This is a genomic window from Pseudonocardia sp. ICBG1034 (genome assembly GCF_020131375.1).
Taxonomy (GTDB): Bacteria; Actinomycetota; Actinomycetes; order Mycobacteriales; family Pseudonocardiaceae; genus Pseudonocardia; species Pseudonocardia alni.
Genome location: NZ_JAHLEK010000023.1, coordinates 275,512 through 292,038, shown reverse-complemented (window position 1 = coordinate 292,038; position 16,527 = coordinate 275,512). Strand labels below are relative to the sequence as shown.

17 protein-coding genes are annotated in these 16,527 nt (G+C 75.2%); 6 read left to right on the top strand and 11 right to left on the bottom strand.

Going from position 1 to position 16,527, the window contains the following annotated elements:
• Positions 1 to 29: 29 nt before the first annotated feature.
• Positions 30 to 1,016 (bottom strand): class II fructose-bisphosphatase, encoded by a 987-nt coding sequence (gene glpX, locus KPF22_RS25610; RefSeq protein WP_178374467.1) that lies wholly within the window; start codon positions 1,014 to 1,016, stop codon positions 30 to 32.
• Positions 1,017 to 1,233: 217 nt separating this feature from the next.
• Here glpX and KPF22_RS25605 point away from each other — a divergent pair, with 217 nt between their 5' ends.
• Entirely contained in the window at positions 1,234 to 2,079 is an 846-nt protein-coding gene (locus tag KPF22_RS25605; RefSeq protein WP_224403505.1) for a DUF4245 domain-containing protein, read from the top strand.
• 75 nt (positions 2,080 to 2,154) lie between these two features.
• Here the strand turns inward: KPF22_RS25605 and KPF22_RS25600 are convergent, their stop codons facing one another.
• The 4 genes from KPF22_RS25600 to KPF22_RS25585 form a co-directional block, all read right to left on the bottom strand.
• Positions 2,155 to 3,003, bottom strand: coding sequence for an alpha/beta hydrolase (locus tag KPF22_RS25600; protein ID WP_224403504.1), 849 nt, complete (start codon positions 3,001 to 3,003; stop codon positions 2,155 to 2,157).
• Between the two features lie 228 nt (positions 3,004 to 3,231).
• Positions 3,232 to 3,456, bottom strand: coding sequence for an exodeoxyribonuclease VII small subunit (locus KPF22_RS25595; protein WP_178374371.1), 225 nt, complete (start codon positions 3,454 to 3,456; stop codon positions 3,232 to 3,234).
• A complete protein-coding gene (gene xseA, locus KPF22_RS25590; protein ID WP_224403503.1) occupies positions 3,456 to 4,691 on the bottom strand; it encodes an exodeoxyribonuclease VII large subunit in 1,236 nt (411 codons plus the stop codon). Before xseA ends, KPF22_RS25595 begins: the two co-directional genes overlap by 1 nt.
• Positions 4,688 to 5,302: a lipid droplet-associated protein gene (locus KPF22_RS25585; protein WP_208818833.1), complete on the bottom strand. Its 615-nt coding sequence runs from the start codon at positions 5,300 to 5,302 to the stop codon at positions 4,688 to 4,690. Before KPF22_RS25585 ends, xseA begins: the two co-directional genes overlap by 4 nt.
• 113 nt (positions 5,303 to 5,415) lie before the next feature.
• On the opposite strand from KPF22_RS25585, the gene KPF22_RS25580 reads away from it, so the two are divergent.
• Positions 5,416 to 6,393: a 4-hydroxy-3-methylbut-2-enyl diphosphate reductase gene (locus tag KPF22_RS25580; RefSeq protein ID WP_224403502.1), complete on the top strand. Its 978-nt coding sequence runs from the start codon at positions 5,416 to 5,418 to the stop codon at positions 6,391 to 6,393.
• Positions 6,394 to 6,463: 70 nt separating this feature from the next.
• Here KPF22_RS25580 and KPF22_RS25575 read toward each other — a convergent pair whose 3' ends face one another.
• The 3 genes from KPF22_RS25575 to KPF22_RS25565 all read right to left on the bottom strand — a co-directional run bounded on the left by KPF22_RS25575 (position 6,464) and on the right by KPF22_RS25565 (position 9,622).
• Positions 6,464 to 7,012: a L,D-transpeptidase gene (locus KPF22_RS25575; RefSeq protein WP_208818835.1), complete on the bottom strand. Its 549-nt coding sequence runs from the start codon at positions 7,010 to 7,012 to the stop codon at positions 6,464 to 6,466.
• Between the two features lie 191 nt (positions 7,013 to 7,203).
• Entirely contained in the window at positions 7,204 to 7,950 is a 747-nt protein-coding gene (locus KPF22_RS25570) for a DUF6542 domain-containing protein (RefSeq protein ID WP_224403501.1), read from the bottom strand.
• A 76-nt stretch (positions 7,951 to 8,026) separates the two neighbouring features.
• Positions 8,027 to 9,622: a DNA recombination protein RmuC gene (locus tag KPF22_RS25565; protein WP_224403500.1), complete on the bottom strand. Its 1,596-nt coding sequence runs from the start codon at positions 9,620 to 9,622 to the stop codon at positions 8,027 to 8,029.
• A gap of 253 nt (positions 9,623 to 9,875) precedes the next feature.
• Between KPF22_RS25565 and KPF22_RS25560 the strand changes: the two genes are divergently transcribed.
• Complete coding sequence (locus tag KPF22_RS25560) at positions 9,876 to 10,412, top strand: hypothetical protein (RefSeq protein ID WP_224403499.1); 537 nt, start codon at positions 9,876 to 9,878, stop codon at positions 10,410 to 10,412.
• Between the two features lie 71 nt (positions 10,413 to 10,483).
• On the opposite strand, the gene KPF22_RS25555 is transcribed toward KPF22_RS25560, so the two are convergent.
• The 3 genes from KPF22_RS25555 to KPF22_RS25545 form a co-directional block, all read right to left on the bottom strand.
• Positions 10,484 to 10,981 carry a methylated-DNA--[protein]-cysteine S-methyltransferase gene (locus tag KPF22_RS25555; protein ID WP_208818839.1) on the bottom strand — a complete coding sequence of 166 codons (498 nt, stop codon included), beginning with the start codon at positions 10,979 to 10,981 and terminating at the stop codon, positions 10,484 to 10,486.
• Entirely contained in the window at positions 10,978 to 12,471 is a 1,494-nt protein-coding gene (locus KPF22_RS25550) for an AlkA N-terminal domain-containing protein (protein ID WP_224403498.1), read from the bottom strand. The genes KPF22_RS25555 and KPF22_RS25550 overlap by 4 nt, the downstream gene beginning before the upstream one ends.
• 69 nt (positions 12,472 to 12,540) lie before the next feature.
• The gene (locus KPF22_RS25545; RefSeq protein WP_224403497.1) at positions 12,541 to 12,972 is read right to left on the bottom strand and encodes a hypothetical protein; all 432 of its coding nucleotides are present in this window, start codon (positions 12,970 to 12,972) and stop codon (positions 12,541 to 12,543) included.
• Between the two features lie 180 nt (positions 12,973 to 13,152).
• On the opposite strand from KPF22_RS25545, the gene KPF22_RS25540 reads away from it, so the two are divergent.
• From KPF22_RS25540 to ychF, 3 genes are read left to right on the top strand one after another with little or no spacing between them, the layout of a single operon-like run.
• The gene (locus tag KPF22_RS25540) at positions 13,153 to 14,667 is read left to right on the top strand and encodes a cell wall metabolism sensor histidine kinase WalK (RefSeq protein ID WP_224403496.1); all 1,515 of its coding nucleotides are present in this window, start codon (positions 13,153 to 13,155) and stop codon (positions 14,665 to 14,667) included.
• Positions 14,664 to 15,335, top strand: coding sequence for a response regulator transcription factor (locus KPF22_RS25535; RefSeq protein ID WP_208826886.1), 672 nt, complete (start codon positions 14,664 to 14,666; stop codon positions 15,333 to 15,335). The genes KPF22_RS25540 and KPF22_RS25535 overlap by 4 nt, the downstream gene beginning before the upstream one ends.
• 25 nt (positions 15,336 to 15,360) lie before the next feature.
• The gene (gene ychF / locus KPF22_RS25530) at positions 15,361 to 16,434 is read left to right on the top strand and encodes a redox-regulated ATPase YchF (RefSeq protein WP_208826888.1); all 1,074 of its coding nucleotides are present in this window, start codon (positions 15,361 to 15,363) and stop codon (positions 16,432 to 16,434) included.
• The last annotated feature ends 93 nt before the right edge of the window (positions 16,435 to 16,527 follow it).

Here is a 16,527-nt window from a genome sequence, read left to right as displayed (position 1 = left end):
CCGTCCCGCAGTGTTAAGTGAGCCTAACCTCACGGCAGCGGCGGGGCCTCGCCCTCGACGCCGTCGAAGTCGACGGAGGAGAACTCGCGCAGCTTGGTGAGACGGTGGTAGCCGTCGATCAGCCGGACGGTGCCGGACTTGGACCGCATCACGATCGACTGGGTGGTCGCCCCGCCACCCCGGTAGTGGACGCCGCGCAGCAGGGGGCCGTCGGTGATGCCGGTGGCGCAGAAGAAGACGTTCTCGCCGCGCACGAGCTCGGCGGTGGTCAGGACCTTGTCGAGGTCGTGGCCCGCGGCGAGGGCCTTCTCGCGCTCGGCGTCGTCCTTGGGCCACAGCCGGCCCTGGATCTCGCCGCCCATGCACTTCAGCGCGGCCGCGGTGATGATCCCCTCCGGGGTGCCGCCGACGCCGTAGAGCATGTCCACGCCCGAGGTGGGACGCGCGGCGGCGATGGCACCGGCGACGTCGCCGTCGGAGATGAAGGCGATGCGGGCACCGGCCGCGCGGATCTCGGTGACGATCTGCTCGTGACGGGGGCGGTCGAGCACGCAGACGGTGACGTCGGCGACGTCGATCTCCTTGGCCCGCGCGACCCGGCGGATGTTCTCCGCGACCGGTGCGGTGATGTCGATGGCGTCCGCGGCCTCCGGCCCGACCGCGATCTTCTCCATGTAGAAGACGGCGGACGGGTCGAACATGGCGTCCCGCTCGGCGACGGCGAGCACCGCGAGGGCGTTGGGCATGCCCTTGGCCATCAGCGTGGTGCCGTCGATGGGGTCGACGGCGACGTCGCAGAACGGGCCCTCGCCGTTCCCGACCTCCTCGCCGTTGAACAGCATCGGGGCCTCGTCCTTCTCACCCTCGCCGATGACGACGACGCCGCGCATCGACACCGAGGAGATGAGCTGGCGCATGGCGTCGACGGCGGCACCGTCCCCGCCGTTCTTGTCGCCCTTGCCGACCCAGCGGCCCGCGGCCATCGCGGCGGCCTCGGTGACCCGGACCAGCTCCATCGCCAGGTTGCGGTCGGGCGCCTCACGACGGCGGGGGATGGCGGGGCTGGCGGGCTGGCTCACGGATACGTCTCCATTCACGGGCGGCGTGCTCGTCGGCGACGTCCCCTCGTCCGGGTTCCCACGGGCGTACGGGGAGGCGCCCGGCGATCCTCGCACGCCCGACGTCGGGGGAGCAGCGATGAGCGACCGACGCCATGCCTGGGACGATGGACACGTGAGCGCACGACCTGACCCGGGAACGCCGTCGCCGGACTCCTCGGAGCCCGCCGGGCCCCCGGCTGTCCCGGACCCGGCCGACACCTCCGGTACCGCCGGGGCCGCCGAACGGGCCACGGCCGGTGACACCGGCCCGGACCCGGCTCCGGCTGCGGACCCGGCCGCCGCGCCCGAGGGTGCGGCCCGGTCCGGGAGGCCGCAGCCGCCGCCGGTGACCCGCCGGATCCCCGAGGCGGGTCCGCAGGCGATGCACAAGCCCGGCCGTGGCGACACGTCGGTGCGCGACCTGATCTGGGCCTGCCTGATCCTCGTCCCGGTCGCCCTGCTGATCTTCTCGGTCGGCGGGTCCTGCTCGTTCTCGCCCGGCGCCCCGGCCGAGGACGCCGCGTCGGCCCCCACCGTCGACGCCCCGGCCCGGATCGCCGAGTACGCCCGTGGCTCGGCCTTCCCGCTGCGGCTGCCGGACGTCCCGTTCCGGGTCAACTCCACCGACCGCGGCCCGGTGGAGGGCGGCGGCACCGCCGTGCGCATCGGCTTCGTCACCCCCGACGCGGACTTCCTGAGCCTGGTCCAGACCGACGGCTCGGTCGAGGGTGTCCTCGCCACCGAGTCCGGTTCCGCGGGACGCGGCGACGGCCCGCCGACGATGCGCGGCACCGTGCAGGCGGGCGGCCTGACCTGGGAGGTCTACGGCGCCGAGGGCGGCGAGCCCTTCCGGATCGCGACGCTGCCCGGACGGCCGGAGGTCCGCGTCCTGGTGACGGGCTCCGCGTCGGACGCGCAGTTCCGCACCCTCGCCGACGCCCTCGTGGCGGCACCTCCGGTCGCGCCCGCAGGATCCTGATCCGTCTCGGTGACGCTGACGCGGCACCGGCGGGACGCGCGGGGCGAACCCGGCTCCGGACGGTCGCGACCTGCCTCAGCGGCCGAGAACGGTGTCGAGCCAGTCGAACGTGCGCTGGTGGAACAGCAAGAGCGCCCCCTCGTGGCAGTGCTCCCCGCCTCCCTCGTCCTCGCGGAACACGATCAGCTCCTTGACCGAGGTGAGCTCGTCGTACACGCGTTGCGGCTGTCCCCGGAAGAAAACTGGTCGTTCTCCGCCTCCAGCACCAGCGTCGGGCACGTGATGAGCCCGGTGACCCCGTTCATCGTGTAGGGCCCGGCCGCGTCGAGGAGCTCGTCGAAGTCGCGTACGCCGAAGGTCCACAGCCCGTTGAGCACGGCCCAGCGGGCACCCGTGTCCCGGGCCATCAGGGCGTCCAGTCCGCCGGGGGTCGCGGCGGCGGGTGGAGTCGTAGCCGCCGTGGAAGAGCACGGTGGGCCGGCGGGCCCCGGAGTCGTCGACCAGGAACAGGTAGCCCGGCAGCGACACGTCCTCGTAGGGGATCTCGACGGCCCGGACCGGGGTGTCGAAGAGGGTGACCGCGTCGGCGAACGTCTGCTGCGACGAGGTGGCGAGCCGGGCGGACTCCGTGTCCTGTGCGGGGTTCTCGCGCCGGTAGAAGTCAGCGGTCCGGTAGTAGTTCGACGCACGCAGCAGGGCCTCCCGGGCGCTCACCCGGTGACCGGCCGCCTGCGCGTCGCGACCGATGAGCTCGACCCGCGCCGCGGTCGCGGCCCATCGCGTCGACCAGGCGTCGTGGTCGCCCTCCGGGATGTCCCGGCAGGTCACCAGGACCTCGCCGAGGTCGGCGCCGGCGTAGGCCGCGTAGCCGGCCGCGCGCAGCGCCTCGAAGGAGAAGGACTCGTCGTCGAAGAGGAACTTCATCGCCACCGCCGGTGTCCAATGGAACGAAACGGTAGCGTTCCGTTTTGACGGAGGCAGGGCCGGGGACGATGTCCAGGGGTGGGTGCGGGCGCGCAGCCGCCGGGGCACACGACGTGGCCCGGCGTGCCGGGTCCCGGATCGTCGCCCGGCTCGACGGACGGGGCCGCGGTCGTCGCGGCGGGTGGCCTGCCGGCGCCGGTATCCCGACCGTGTGCCGGCGGGACGGCGTCAGGAGTCGGGGTCGCGTTCCGCCTCGGCCAGCTTCTCCTCGATGCGGGTGCGGGCGCCGGCGAGCTGGGCGTCGCAGCGCTTGGCCAGGGCCTCGCCGCGCTCCCACAGTGCGACGGACTCGTCCAGGCCGAGGCCGCCGACCTCCAGCGCGCGCACGACCTCCACGAGCTCGTCGCGGGCCTTCTCGTAGCCCAGGGTCTCCACTGCCGGTCGGTCGCTCATCAGGTCTCCGGGTCGCTGGTGGTCACGGTGGCGGCGACGGCGCCGTCGGCGACCCGGATCCGCAGGCCGGTGCCGGCGGGCGCGTCGGCGACCGACCGCAGCAGCGGGGGCACGTCGTCGTCGGTGCGGTCGGCGAGCTGCACGATCGCGTAGCCGCGGGCCAGGGTCGCGGTCGGGCCGAGCGCGGCGAGCCGGGCACCCAGGTGCTCCAGCTCCGACGACGACCGGTCCAGCCGCCGCAGCACCGCGCGGTGGGCGGCGGCGCGGGCGTCGGCGATCTCGCCCTCCCGGGAGGTGACCATGCGCAGCGGGTCGGCCAGCACCGGCCGTCGCCGCAGGTCGTCGAGGCGGTGCTGCTCCCGGTCGACCCAGCCGTGCAGCGCGCGGCGGGCCCGGTCGCGCAGCCCGGAGATCCGCGCGGTCTCCTCGCCGAGGTCGGGCACCAGGCTGCGTCCGGCCTCGGTGGGGGTGGAACAGCGCACGTCGGCGACGTGGTCGACCAGCGGGGTGTCCGGCTCGTGCCCGATGGCCGACACGACCGGGGTCCGGCAGGCGGCGACGGCGCGGCACAGCGTCTCGTCGGAGAAGGGCAGCAGGTCCTCGACGCTGCCGCCACCGCGGGCGAGCACGATGACCTCGACGTCCGGGTCCCGGTCGAGGGCCCGCAGCGCGCCGACGACCTGCTCGACGGCGAGCCCGCCCTGCACCGCGACGTTCTCGATCCGGAACCGCACCGCGGGCCAGCGCGAGGTCGCGTTGCGGACGACGTCGTGCTCGGCCGCCGAGTCGCGCCCGGTGACCAGGCCGATGGTGTGCGGGAGCAGCGGCGGGCGCCGCTTGAGGGCCGGGTCGAACAACCCCTCGGCGGCGAGCAGCCTGCGCAACCGCTCGATCCGGGCCAGCAGCTCGCCGAGCCCGACCGCGCGGATCCGGTCGACGCGCAGCGACAGCGTGCCGCGCCCCAGGTAGAACGACGGCTTGCCGTGCACGATCACCCGGCTGCCCTCGGTCACGGCGCCGCCGGCGTCGCGCACCAGCGACGACGGCGCCGTCAGCTGCAGGGAGATGTCGGCGGCCGGGTCACGCAGGGTCAGGAAGGCGGTCCCGGAGCGGGCGTTGACCTGGGCGAGCTGGCCCTCGACCCACACCGCGCCGAGCCGGTCGACCCACTCGGCGATCTTGCGGGCGACCGTGCGGACCGGCCACGGGTCCTCCTCGGAGGTCGTGGCGCTCAACGGTTCTCGGACACCGTCGCGATCCGGTTCGTCAGCATCGTGACGTACGGCGGCCGGTTCTCGTGCGCGGTCTCCCAGGCGAGGAGGTCCGCGAGGTCGTCGAGGCTCAGCGTGCGGAGCTTGCCGCGCAGCTGGGGCACGGTCATCGTCGGGTACTCGGGCAGCGCGGCGGGCGCGGTCGCACTCGCCTCGGCCCGGTTCGACGCCGACGCCGGACGCGGCGACGCGGGCGACCGGTCGATCGGGATGCCGGTGCGGGCGGGCCGCAGCGACGACACGGTGCCGTTGCGCCCGGCCGGGGGAGCGGCGGGCGGCAGCGGCGGGGCGATCGGCTCCGGGTCGGGCAGCGAGAGGTCGGCGCCGTCGGCCAGGTCGTCGTCGAAGGTCGCCCAGCTCGGGATGTCGTCGGCGGGACGCAGGGTGCCCAGCGCGCGGTCGCCCTTGATGGCCAGCTCGGTGATCCGCTGCTGGAGCCGCATGGACACCTGCAGCGCCTGGCTGACCGCGGTCACCGGCAGCTCGACGGCGTGCCGCGGCAGCTCTCGGGCCTGCTCGACGGCGGTCACGACGAGGCCGGCGGCGATCCGCACGGGGAACGGCAGCGGAGACATGCACGCCATTGTCCCCTCATCCGCGGCCGCCTGTCGCGCCGGGCGCGCCGGGAGCCGGTCGGGCCGGTCACGTACGGCTGCCCGCTCCCGGGCCGGTCCGTACCCTGGGGGCCATGTCCGGTTCTGCCAAGCAGGTCCTGCTCGCCAAGCCCCGCGGCTACTGCGCGGGCGTCGACCGTGCCGTCGAGGCGGTGGAGCAGGCGCTCGACCAGTACGGCGCCCCCGTGTACGTCCGTAAGGAGATCGTGCACAACAAGCACGTGGTGGAGACGCTGCGCGAGCGCGGTGCGATCTTCGTCGACGAGGCGTCGGAGGTTCCGGAGGGCGCGCACGTGGTGTTCTCCGCGCACGGCGTCTCGCCCGCGGTCCGCGACGAGGCCGCGGGCCGGAACCTGCAGACCATCGACGCGACCTGCCCGCTGGTGACCAAGGTCCACCAGGAGGCGAAGCGGTTCGCCCGCGAGGACTACGACATCCTGCTCGTCGGGCACGCCGGGCACGAGGAGGTCGAGGGGACCTCCGGTGAGGCGCCCGAGCACATCCAGCTCGTCGAGTCCGCCGCCGACGTCGACCCCGTGACCGTCCGCGACCCGGAGCGGGTCGTGTGGCTGTCGCAGACCACGCTGAGCGTCGACGAGACGATGGACACCGTCCGTGCGCTGCGCGAGCGGTTCCCGAAGCTGCAGAACCCGCCGTCGGACGACATCTGTTACGCCACGCAGAACCGCCAGGTAGCGGTGAAGACGATGGCGCCGCGCTGCGACCTGGTGCTGGTCGTCGGGTCGCGGAACTCGTCGAACTCGGTGCGCCTGGTCGAGGTCGCGCTGGGCGCCGGGGCCGGTGCCTCGTACCTGATCGACTACGCCCGCGAGATCGACGAGTCCTGGCTCGACGGCGTGACGACGGTCGGGATCACCAGCGGTGCGTCGGTCCCGGAGATCCTGGTGCAGGGTGTCGTCGAGTACCTCGCCGAGCGCGGCTTCGGCTCGGTCGAGGAGGTCGACACCGCCGAGGAGACGCTGACCTTCTCGCTGCCCCGCGAGCTGCGCCCGCCGCGCGGCCGGTCACTGGGCCTGACCCCGGTGAACTGACCCGCGGCACACACGACGGAGGCCCCGGACCGAGCCGGTCCGGGGCCTCCCGTGTGTACGGGGCGGGGGATCAGCCCGCGGCCCGGTCCGCCTGGACCTGCTTCGCCGACACGACCTGCACCTGGTCGCCGATCTGCAGGGTGTCGAACCAGAGCTTCGCGTTCTCCGGGGTGAGCCGGACGCAGCCCGCCGACGGGGTGTCGGTGCGGCCCTCGTGGAAGGCGATGCCGCCGTCCTGGAAGAACACCGCCCACGGCATCGGGGCGGGCTCGCCGTTGGTCATCGTGTACTCGCCGCTCTTGTGCAGCTGCTCCTTGCGGTAGACCCGCAGGGAGTGGCCGACCGGGGTCTCCTTGCCCGGGCCGCCGATGGCGACCGGGACGGGCCCGTGGGTGATCTTCCCGTCGGTGAACAGCCAGGAACGCTGGGTGTCGAGGTCGACGCAGGCGCGGGCCGTGACGGTGCACGGGGTGCCCGCGACGAGCGGCTGGTCCCGGAAGGCCTGCGCGGCCGGGGTCCCGGCGATCGCGGTGCCGACGCCGATCAGCGCGACGGCCACGGCGACCAGCGCGACGACGATCGCGGGTCGCGTCCTGCGGGGGCTGCGGGTGGTCGACATGGCTCTCCAGTGGGTCCGGCGTGCGTCGGGGAGCGGCGGGGTCACGCCGTGCCCCCGATGGGAAGACGCTCGGGAGGGCAGTGGGTTGCTCCCATTGTCCGATCCGGCGTCACCGGGCGGTCTGCGGGGTACGTTCCGGCCGTCCACCTGGGCGGATGCGTCCGGACGACCGTGGGTGCGCCGGGCGGCGGTCAGCGGGTGTCGCGGCGTGTCCGGCCGGTCGCGCCGCGTGTCGACCCACGGGAGGGTTCGGAGCGGGAGGTGTCGGCGCGCGAGGAGCCGGAGCGCGCCGTCCCGGTGGAGCGCGCTGCGGAGCCGGTGCGGGAGACCCCGGTGCCGGTGGACCCGGTGCGCCCGGTGGACCCGGTGCGACCGGTGCTCCCGGTGCGGACCGATCCGGTGGTGCGGGAGCGGGCCGCGGTCGTCGTCGCGGTGCCCGCGCCGCGCGGTGCCCGGGTCCGTCCGCCGGGACCGTCGGGGTCGTACCCGCCCGGGTCGCGGCCCAGTCGCTGCCGCAACCGGCCGACGGCGTCGTCCGGGCCGAGACGCTGGCGCAGCACGCGGAGACCGGCGACGAGCAGGACGACCAGCGTGGTCATCGCCATCGCCGGGAACGCGTTGATCAGCGGGGCGCCCGCCATGAGCAGGCTCTGCGCCGTGCCGCCGCCGGACGGGGCGCCGATCAGCACCGCGACCAGCGGTACGACGACGGCGAGCAGCAGCGGCGGCTGTACGGCCGGCAGGAACAGCCCGCGCCGGCGGACCCAGGACACCGCGAGCACGCAGCCGAGCAGGTAGCAGACCTCGAACACCCGGCCGACCGTGCCGATCCGCAGCAGGTCCACCAGGACGCCGAGGGCGGTGGTGCCGACGGCCAGACCGGTGGCCGCGAGCGGCGGGACACCGAGGACCGGGGGGAGCAGGGACCGCTCACGCACCGGCCAGCCACCGCGCGCGGGGGCTGGGCCCCGGCCGGGCCGGCGGGCCGAGCTCGATCGGGCCGTGGTCACCCGGTCAGCCTAACCCCTCCCGCCACGGTGTCCCGGTCGCCTCGTCGCGTGCCGTGTCGCCGTCGCCGAACGTGCCCGGATGTGCGCCGTCGGGTCGGCCACCGCCGGATCGGGTGCCGTCCGGTCGGTGGTGGTCGGGCCGCCCGAGGTCCTCGAGGGACACCAGCGAGTCCCCGGCGGAGGCGACCAGCTCGGGCGCGGAGACGCCACGCGGGGTCCGGTCGACCGTCGCGGGCGTCCCCAGCTCGGTGTCGGACACCTGCAGCTCGGTGAACTTCCGGGCGCTCACCAGGACCCGCGCCTCCAGCGAGGAGACGGTCCGGTTGTAGCTGTCCACCACCGCGTCCAGGCTGCGGCCGAGCTTCGCGACGTGCGTGCCCATCGTCGCGAGGCGCCCGTGCAGCTCGCGCCCGAGCCGGTGCACCTGGGCGGCGTTGCGGGCCAGGGCCTCCTGCTTCCAGCCGTAGGCGACGGTGCGCAGCAGCGCGACGAGGGTGGTCGGCGTCGAGAGCACGACGTTGCGGCCGAAGGCGTACTCCAGCAGCCCCGGGTCCGAGCGCAGCGCCGCCTCCAGGAACGGGTCGCCCGGCACGAACAGCACGACGAACTCCGGTGTCGGCTCGAACGACTCCCAGTAGGCCTTGGCCGAGAGCTGGTCCACGTGCGTGCGCAGCTGCCGGGCGTGCGCCGCGAGCCGTTCGGTGTGCACGTCCGGGTCCGAGGCCTCGACCGCCTGCAGGTAGGCCGCGAACGGCACCTTCGCGTCGACGACGACCTGCTTGCCGCCCGCGAGCCGGACCAGCATGTCCGGGCGGACCCCGCCGTCCTCCCCGGCGGCGGACACCTGGGTGGAGAAGTCGCAGTGCTCGAGCATCCCGGCCATCTCCGCGACCCGCTGCAGCTGCATCTCGCCCCACCGGCCCCGCACCTGCGGCGCCCGCAGCGCGTTGACCAGCGCCTTCGTCTCGGTGCCGAGCCTGTCCGAGCTCGCCGCCATCGCCCTGACCTGCTCGCGGAGCCCGGCGTAGGCGGACTCGCGCTCCTTCTCCACCGTCCGCAGCTGCCCCTCGACCCGGCCCAGTGCCGCCGAGACCGGGTCGAGCAGCTGCTCGACGGCCTTCGCGCGGGCGGCCTGGTCGCCGTCGGCCTTCGCCGCGAGCGCGGCGGTCGCCTCCTTGAGCCTGCTCTCCGCCAGCGCCACGAACGCCTCGTTGTTGCGGGCCAGTGCGTCCTGCGACAGCGCGGCGAAGGAGTCCTTCAGCTCGGCCTCGCGGCGCACCGTCGCGGCCTCGGCCCCGGCCCGGGCCTCCCGCTCGGCGCGCAGCGCGGCGGTGGCTCCCGCCGCGTCGGACTCGGCCCGCCGGGCGCGGACCGTCGCGTCGTCGAGGGACTCGTGCAGCTCCTCGACCCGTTCGAGCAGCGCGGCGCGCTCGGCGCGCAGGCCCGCCGCATCGGCTCGGGTGGTGGCGGCGGTGTTCGCGGCGGCCCGGGCCGCCTCGGCCGCCTCGGCCCGGAACCGGGCGGCGGCCACCGACCAGACCACGGCGGCGGCGACCGCCGCACCGAGCAGCGATCCGAGGAGCAGGCTGAGGACGTCCACCCCCGCAGCGTGCACCGCACCCCCGACAGTTCCGCGCCGCCGCAGCTCAGCGGCGTGTCCGGAGCCGGGTGTCTCGCACGGGCACGCACGGGGGGACGGCCGGCGGCCGGCCGGGTTGCCCCGGCGAGGCGGATGCCACGCCGGGCGAACCGGTTCGCGATGCACACGTCTTCCCCGGTGTCGGACCTCCGGGGGGCCGACGGTCCGGGCCGGGGGGCCCGGGCGCACCGCGAGAGTGAGAGAGGTACCTGTGATGACCACCCGACTCGCCCGCACCATCGGCCGTACGGCCACCACGACCACCGCCGCCCTGGCGGTCGCCGCCGCGGCCGTGCTCGTCCCGGCCGGGGTCGCCTCGGCCGCACCCGCGACGCCGGCGGGGGACCCGGCGCCCAGTGCCTGCCGCCCGGCGAACCAGCAGGCGACCGTCCACCCGGCCCCGGGCAGCGCCGGACACCGTCACTACACGGTCGTGCTCAGCGCGGCCCCCGGCACGTCGCCGTGCCTGCTGTCCGGATCGCCGTCGGACCTGGTGTTCAGCCTGAACGGCTCGCCGCGCGCCTCCGAGGTCGCGGTGCCCTACGGCGACCAGACCCGCGCCGTCGAGTTCGGGCCGGGCGAGCCCGTGCAGTTCGACGTGCAGGTCCGCGACTCCGCCGGACCCGCCCGGGCGAACGAGCTGCAGTTCTCGCTGCACGGTCCCGGCGGTGACGTCCCGGGCGGCTTCCTGGCCCGGGGACCGATCGGCGTCGACGCCGGCATCCAGGTCGGCCCGGTCACCGAGCGCTGACCCGGGGCGCCGCCCCGGACCACCGGACACGCGGCGGCCGCGGTGCGCGATCCGCGGCCGCCGCGGCGGTCTCAGACCGCCTCGTGCTCCAGCAGCCACCGCTTCACGGCCAGGCCGTAGCGGAACCCGCCCAGGCTCCCGTCGGTGCGCAGCACCCGGTGGCACGGGACGAACAGCGCCGCCGCGTTGGACGCGCAGGCGCCCGCCGCGGCCCGCACCGCCGCGGGACGGCCGGTCTTCTCGGCGTAGCCGGTGTAGGTGACCGGTGCCCCCGCGGGGACGGTCCGCAGCACGTCCCACGCCAGCTCCCGGTAGGGGCCGGACCGCTGGCGGACGGGCACGTCGTCGATCACCGACAGGTCGCCGCCGTGGTAGCGGTCGACCGCCTCGCCGACCGCGCCGAGGTCGCCCTCGACCACGGTCGCCGGGGCCAGCGAGCGGTGCACCAGGGCGAGCAGCTCGTCGACCGAGGCGGTCCAGCCGGAGGCGAGGACGTGTCCGTCGTCGTCGACGACGGCGGTGAACGGCCCGGCCGGGGTGTCCCGTGTGGACCAGGTCGCTGTGCTCATGCGCTCCTCCGAGGAGTGGTGGTGGCGGCGGCCGTCGCGGCCCGCCAGAGATGGGTGGCGGCGTAGGACCGCCAGGGGGCCCAGGCGTGGGCGCGCGCGGTCAGCGCCACCTCGTCGCCGGGCAGTCCGAGCGCCTCGGCCCCGCGGCGCACCGCGAGGTCGGAGGCGAGCAGCTCGTCGGGGTCGCCCAGGACGCGCATGGCCAGGTAGCCGGCGCTCCACGGACCGATCCCGGGCAGCGCGCACAGCTCGGCGCGCAGCCCGTCCGGGTCGCGCCCGGGGTCGAGGGCGAGGGTGCCGTCGGCGAGCGCGGCACACAGCCCCCGCAGCGACGACGCCCGCCGCGCCGGCCCCGCGATGTCGGCGTCGGCGAGGGTCGCCGGCCCGGGGAACAGCAGGTGCGGCCCGTCGTCGTCGCGCAGCTCGGCGGGCAGCGGCGTCCCGTGCACGGCCGCGAGGCGGGCCGCGGCGGTACGGGCGGCGGCGACCGACACCTGCTGGCCCAGCACCGTGCGCACCGCCGTCTCGGCCGGGTCGACGGTGCCCGCCAGGCGGATCCCGGGCGTCGCGGCGACCAGCGGGGCGAGAGCGTCGTCGGCGCCCAGCACGGCGTCGACGGCGAGCGGGTCGGCGTCGAGGTCGAGCAGCCGGCGCAGCCGGGACACCGCGGGCCCGACGTCCCGCGGGTCGGACGCCCGCAGCGTCGCCACCACGGCCCCGGCCCGCGCGGTCAGGTCCAGCGCGACGACGGCCGGTCCGTGCGGCAGCCGCAGCGTGCGCCGGTACGTGCCGCCGGTGACGGCCTCGACGCCGTCGACGGCGCGGGCCGCGAGGTGGTCGAGCAGGCCGTGCGGGTCGAACGGGGACCGGTAGGGCAGGCGCAGGACCAGCGCCCCCGGCGGGCCGGGCTCACGGGTCCGCGACCGGCGGGCGGCCTCGGCGCGCAGCTGCGAGGGCGGGACGCCGTAGACGGTGCGGACGGTGTCGTTGAACTGGCGGACGCTGCCGAACCCGGCGGCGAACGCGACGTCGGCCAGCCCGAGCGGGGTGGTCTCGACCAGGATGCGGGCGGTGTGCGCGCGCTGCGCGCGGGCCAGGGCCAGCGGCCCGGCGCCGACCTCGGAGGTGAGGATCCGGCCGAGCTGACGGGGCGAGTAGCCCAGCCGCGACGCGAGCCCGGGGACCCCGTCGCGCTCGACGACGCCGTCGGCGATCAGGCGCATGGCCCGCCCGGCGGCGTCCGCGCGCAGGTTCCACTCCGGCGAGCCGGGGACGGCGTCGGGCAGGCACCGCCGGCAGGCGCGGTAGCCCGCGGTCTGCGCGGCGGCCGCGGTCCGCAGGAACTCGACGTTGCGCGAGCGCGGAGGCGGCACCGGGCAGGACGGGCGGCAGTAGATGCCGGTGGTACGCACGGCCGTGACGAACTGGCCGTCGAACCGCGCGTCCTTGGCGGCGACGGCGCGGTAGCAGGAGTCGTGGTCGAGCAGCACGGCACCGACGATGCCACTGGGCGGCCGTCGTCACTGGCGGGAATCGGTCACCGGTGTCCGGGGTCCGGTCTACGGGCAGAGCGCGCCCGACACCCATCCCTGCTCGCAGGCGAAGCGGACCTCCTCCTCGCGCGAGGCGTCCCGGTCGGGGACCCCCGACGGGCGCTCGCGGGTCCGCTCCGGGGTGGCGCGCGGCGGGTCGGCCGGGGCCGGGGTCGCGACGGGGGCGGGCTCGACCGGCTCGGGGGCGGCCGTCTCCCGCTCCCGGGTGGCGCCGCCGGTGTCGTCGCGCGCGACGGGTGCGCCCGCGCCCGACGGTGCCGGTGCCGGGACGAGCGGCGGGGGAGCGGGTGCCGGCGGGGCGGGTGCGGCCGGCGGTGCCGGGGGCGGTGCGGGCTCCTCCCGGCCGGCCGCGGTCAGCGACACCGCGGACACGGTCCCGGCGGTGGTCAGGACCGCGACCCCCGCGGTCAGCAGGGCGTGCATTCCGGGCAGGCGCACGACGTCCCCCTCGGTCTCGGTCGTCGAAGCTCGGCCCGGACGGAGGTGGTGCGCGGCCGCCCGGGTGATGGGAGCGGGTCGACGATGGCTGTACGTCACCTGTGCGTCGTGCGACGGAGTATGCCGTACGCCCAACGGAGCAACGTCGGCGACTGACGGTGATCTCTTGCGGTGGGTGTCGTGTCCTGGCCCCGGGGTGGGTACGGGATCATGGTCGTCGGCACGGACGAACTGGAGGCGATCATCGCGACCGAGGCCGTCGAGACCGGCCCCGGGCCCCGTCGTGCCGGGCGGGCGACCGCGGCCCGCACCCGCATCGTCGGGTGGGTCCTGCTGCTCGTGCTGGCCTCGCTGGGCGTCGTCACGCTGCTGACCTGGATGCTGCTGATCGACGAGACCGACCGCCGGATCGACGGCGCGCTGAACTCCGAGATCGCCGAGTTCGCCCGCGTCACCGAGACCGGCGTCAACCCGACGACCGGCCAGCCGTACGCCTCGGTCGACGAGATCCTGCGGTCGGTGATCGCCGCCAACGTCGCGCGGCCGAACGAGAAGTTCCTCGGCTACCTCGACGGGCGCTTCCGCTGGGAGTCCCGGCGGACCAGCCCGCGGGTGCTGCTGCGCGAGGACCCGGCGTTCGCCGCGCTGGTCGCGGACGTCCGCCGTCCCACCCGCGGCTCCTACCTCAGCTCGGCGGGCGAGGTGCGCTGGTCGGCACTGCCGGTCGGGCTCGCCGGCGACCCGCAGCGCGGCGTCATCGTGATCGGCTACTTCACCGAGCGCGAGCACGACTTCGCCCACGAGGCCGCGCGGCTGATGGGACTGGTCGGGTTCGGGACGGCGCTGCTGTCCGCGGTCGGGGCGTGGCTGGTGGCCGGGCGCATCCTGCGGCCGCTGCGCGACGTCGCCGCGACGGCCCGCACCATCACCGGGCGGGACCTGTCGCGCCGGGTGCCGCAGCGCGCACGGGCCCGCGACGAGATCGCCGATCTGGCCACCACGCTGAACGCGATGCTCGACCGGGTGCAGAGCGGGATGGTGTCCCAGCGGCGGTTCGTCGACGACGCCGGGCACGAGCTGCGCACCCCGATCACCATCGTCCGGGGGCACCTCGGGGTGCTCGACCCGCGCGACCCCGACGACGTCGCCGAGACCGTCGCCCTGGTCGACGACGAGCTGGAGCGCATGAACCGGCTGGTGTCGGAGATGCTCGCGCTGACCCGGGCCGAGCAGCCGTCGCTGCTGCGGACCGAGACCGTCGACGTCGGCGTGCTGACCCGGGAGCTGTTCGAGAAGCTGACCGGCCTCGCCGACCGGGACTGGCGGCTGGAGTCGGTGGCCGCGGTGCGGTGCCGGTTGGACCCGCAGCGGATCACCCAGGCCGTCGTCGCGCTGGCCGACAACGCGACCCGGTTCACCGGTGACGGCGACCGGATCGCGCTCGGCTCGGAGGCGGTCGACGGGCGGGTGCGGATCTGGGTGGCCGACTCCGGACCGGGCGTCGCACCGGAGGACCGGCACCGGGTGTTCCGGCGCTTCGCACGCGGCGACGACGCGCCCCGCTCCGACGGCGCCGGGCTCGGGCTGTCCATCGTCGAGGCCATCGCGACGACACACGGCGGCCGCGTGCTGCTCGAGAGCACACCCGGGCACGGGGCGACCTTCACGCTGGACCTGCCGAGGAGCGAGACGTGAGCAGCCGGATCCTGGTGGCCGAGGACGAGCCGCGCATCGCGTCCTTCGTGAAGAAGGGCCTGGTCGGGGCCGGGTTCGAGGTCACGGTCGTCGCCGACGGGGCCGGTGTGCACGACCACGCCGTGACCGGTGGGTTCGACCTGCTGGTGCTCGACATCGGGCTGCCCGGGATGGACGGCTTCGAGGTCCTGCGCCGGCTGCGGGCGGCGGGCAGCGCCGTCCCGGTGATCATCCTGACCGCGCGCGACAGCGTGCACGACACCGTCGCCGGGCTGACCGGCGGCGCCGACGACTACATGGCCAAGCCGTTCCGGTTCGAGGAGCTGGTGGCCCGGATCCGGCTGCGGCTGGAGCGCGCGCGCCCCGTCCCGGACCCGGACGTGCTGACCTTCCACGGGCTCGAGCTCGACCCCCGTACCCGGCACGTGACCGTGCACGGCCGCACCGTCGAGCTGTCGGCCCGCGAGTGCGCGCTGGCCGAGACGTTCCTGCGTCACCCGGGCCAGGTGCTGTCCCGCGACCAGCTGCTCCGGCTGGTGTGGGGGCCCGCCGAGTCGGGGGCGTCGTCCAACGTCGTGGACGTCTACGTCCGCTACCTGCGCCGCAAGCTCGGCGCCGGCTGGATCGCGACCGTGCGCGGCGCGGGCTACCGGCTCGAACCGGGCTGAGCAGGGCCGACTACCCTGGTCGTCCGTGTCCCTCACCCTCGGCATCGTCGGCCTGCCCAACGTCGGCAAGTCGACCCTGTTCAACGCGCTGACCCGCAACGACGTGCTCGCCGCGAACTACCCGTTCGCGACGATCGAGCCCAACGTCGGCGTCGTCCCGCTCCCCGACGCGCGCCTGGGGACGCTGGCCGAGATCTTCTCGTCGGAGAAGATCATCCCGGCGTCGGTGTCCTTCGTCGACATCGCCGGCATCGTCAAGGGCGCGTCCGAGGGCGCGGGCCTGGGCAACAAGTTCCTCGCGAACATCCGTGAGTCCGACGCGATCTGCCAGGTCGTGCGCGTCTTCGACGACCCGGACGTGGTGCACGTCGACGGCCGCATCGACGCCGCGAGCGACATCGAGACGATCGCGACCGAGCTGGTCCTGGCCGACCTGCAGACGCTGGAGAAGGCGATCCCGCGGCTGGAGAAGGAGGCCCGCACCCAGAAGGACCGCAAGCCGGTCCTGGACGCCGCGCACGCCGCCGTCGCGATCCTCAACGAGGGCCGGACGCTGTTCCAGGCGAAGGCCGACACCGAGCTGCTCCGCGAGCTGACCCTGCTCACCACGAAGCCGTTCCTCTACGTCTTCAACGCCGACGAGGCCGTCCTCACCGACGACGCCCGGCGCAAGGAACTCACCGAGCTCGTCGCCCCCGCCCAGGCGGTGTTCCTCGACGCCAAGGTTGAGGCCGAGCTGCTGGAGCTCGACGACTCCTCCGCCGCCGAGCTGCTGGAGTCCATCGGGCAGGACGAGCCTGGCCTGGCCCAGCTCGCCCGGGCCGGGTTCTCCACCCTCGGGCTGCAGACCTACCTGACCGCCGGGCCCAAGGAGTCGCGCGCCTGGACGATCCCGCAGGGCGCCACCGCGCCACAGGCGGCCGGGGTCATCCACACCGACTTCGAGCGGGGCTTCATCAAGGCCGAGATCGTCTCCTTCGACGACCTGGTCGCCGCGGGGTCGATGAACGCCGCGAAGGCCGCGGGCAAGGTGCGGATGGAGGGGAAGGACTACGTCATGCACGACGGCGACGTGGTCGAGTTCCGCTTCAACGTCTGACCCGCGGCGGTCCCGCCCGTCGTCGCTCATCAGAAGGGGTGACGATCCGGCGTACACGCTGACCGTCGTCGCACCACCCACGACACTGTGGGC

Coding starts and splice junctions, on each gene's coding strand:
- glpX (WP_178374467.1), bottom strand. CDS start 1,016: ATGGAGCTGGTCCGGGTCACCGAGGCCGCCGCGATGGCCGCGGGCCGC.
- KPF22_RS25580 (WP_224403502.1), top strand. CDS start 5,416: ATGTCCGGTTCTGCCAAGCAGGTCCTGCTCGCCAAGCCCCGCGGCTAC.
- KPF22_RS25585 (WP_208818833.1), bottom strand. CDS start 5,302: ATGTCTCCGCTGCCGTTCCCCGTGCGGATCGCCGCCGGCCTCGTCGTG.
- KPF22_RS25560 (WP_224403499.1), top strand. CDS start 9,876: ATGACCACCCGACTCGCCCGCACCATCGGCCGTACGGCCACCACGACC.
- KPF22_RS25555 (WP_208818839.1), bottom strand. CDS start 10,981: ATGAGCACAGCGACCTGGTCCACACGGGACACCCCGGCCGGGCCGTTC.
- KPF22_RS25575 (WP_208818835.1), bottom strand. CDS start 7,012: ATGTCGACCACCCGCAGCCCCCGCAGGACGCGACCCGCGATCGTCGTC.
- KPF22_RS25600 (WP_224403504.1), bottom strand. CDS start 3,003: ATGAAGTTCCTCTTCGACGACGAGTCCTTCTCCTTCGAGGCGCTGCGC.
- KPF22_RS25595 (WP_178374371.1), bottom strand. CDS start 3,456: ATGAGCGACCGACCGGCAGTGGAGACCCTGGGCTACGAGAAGGCCCGC.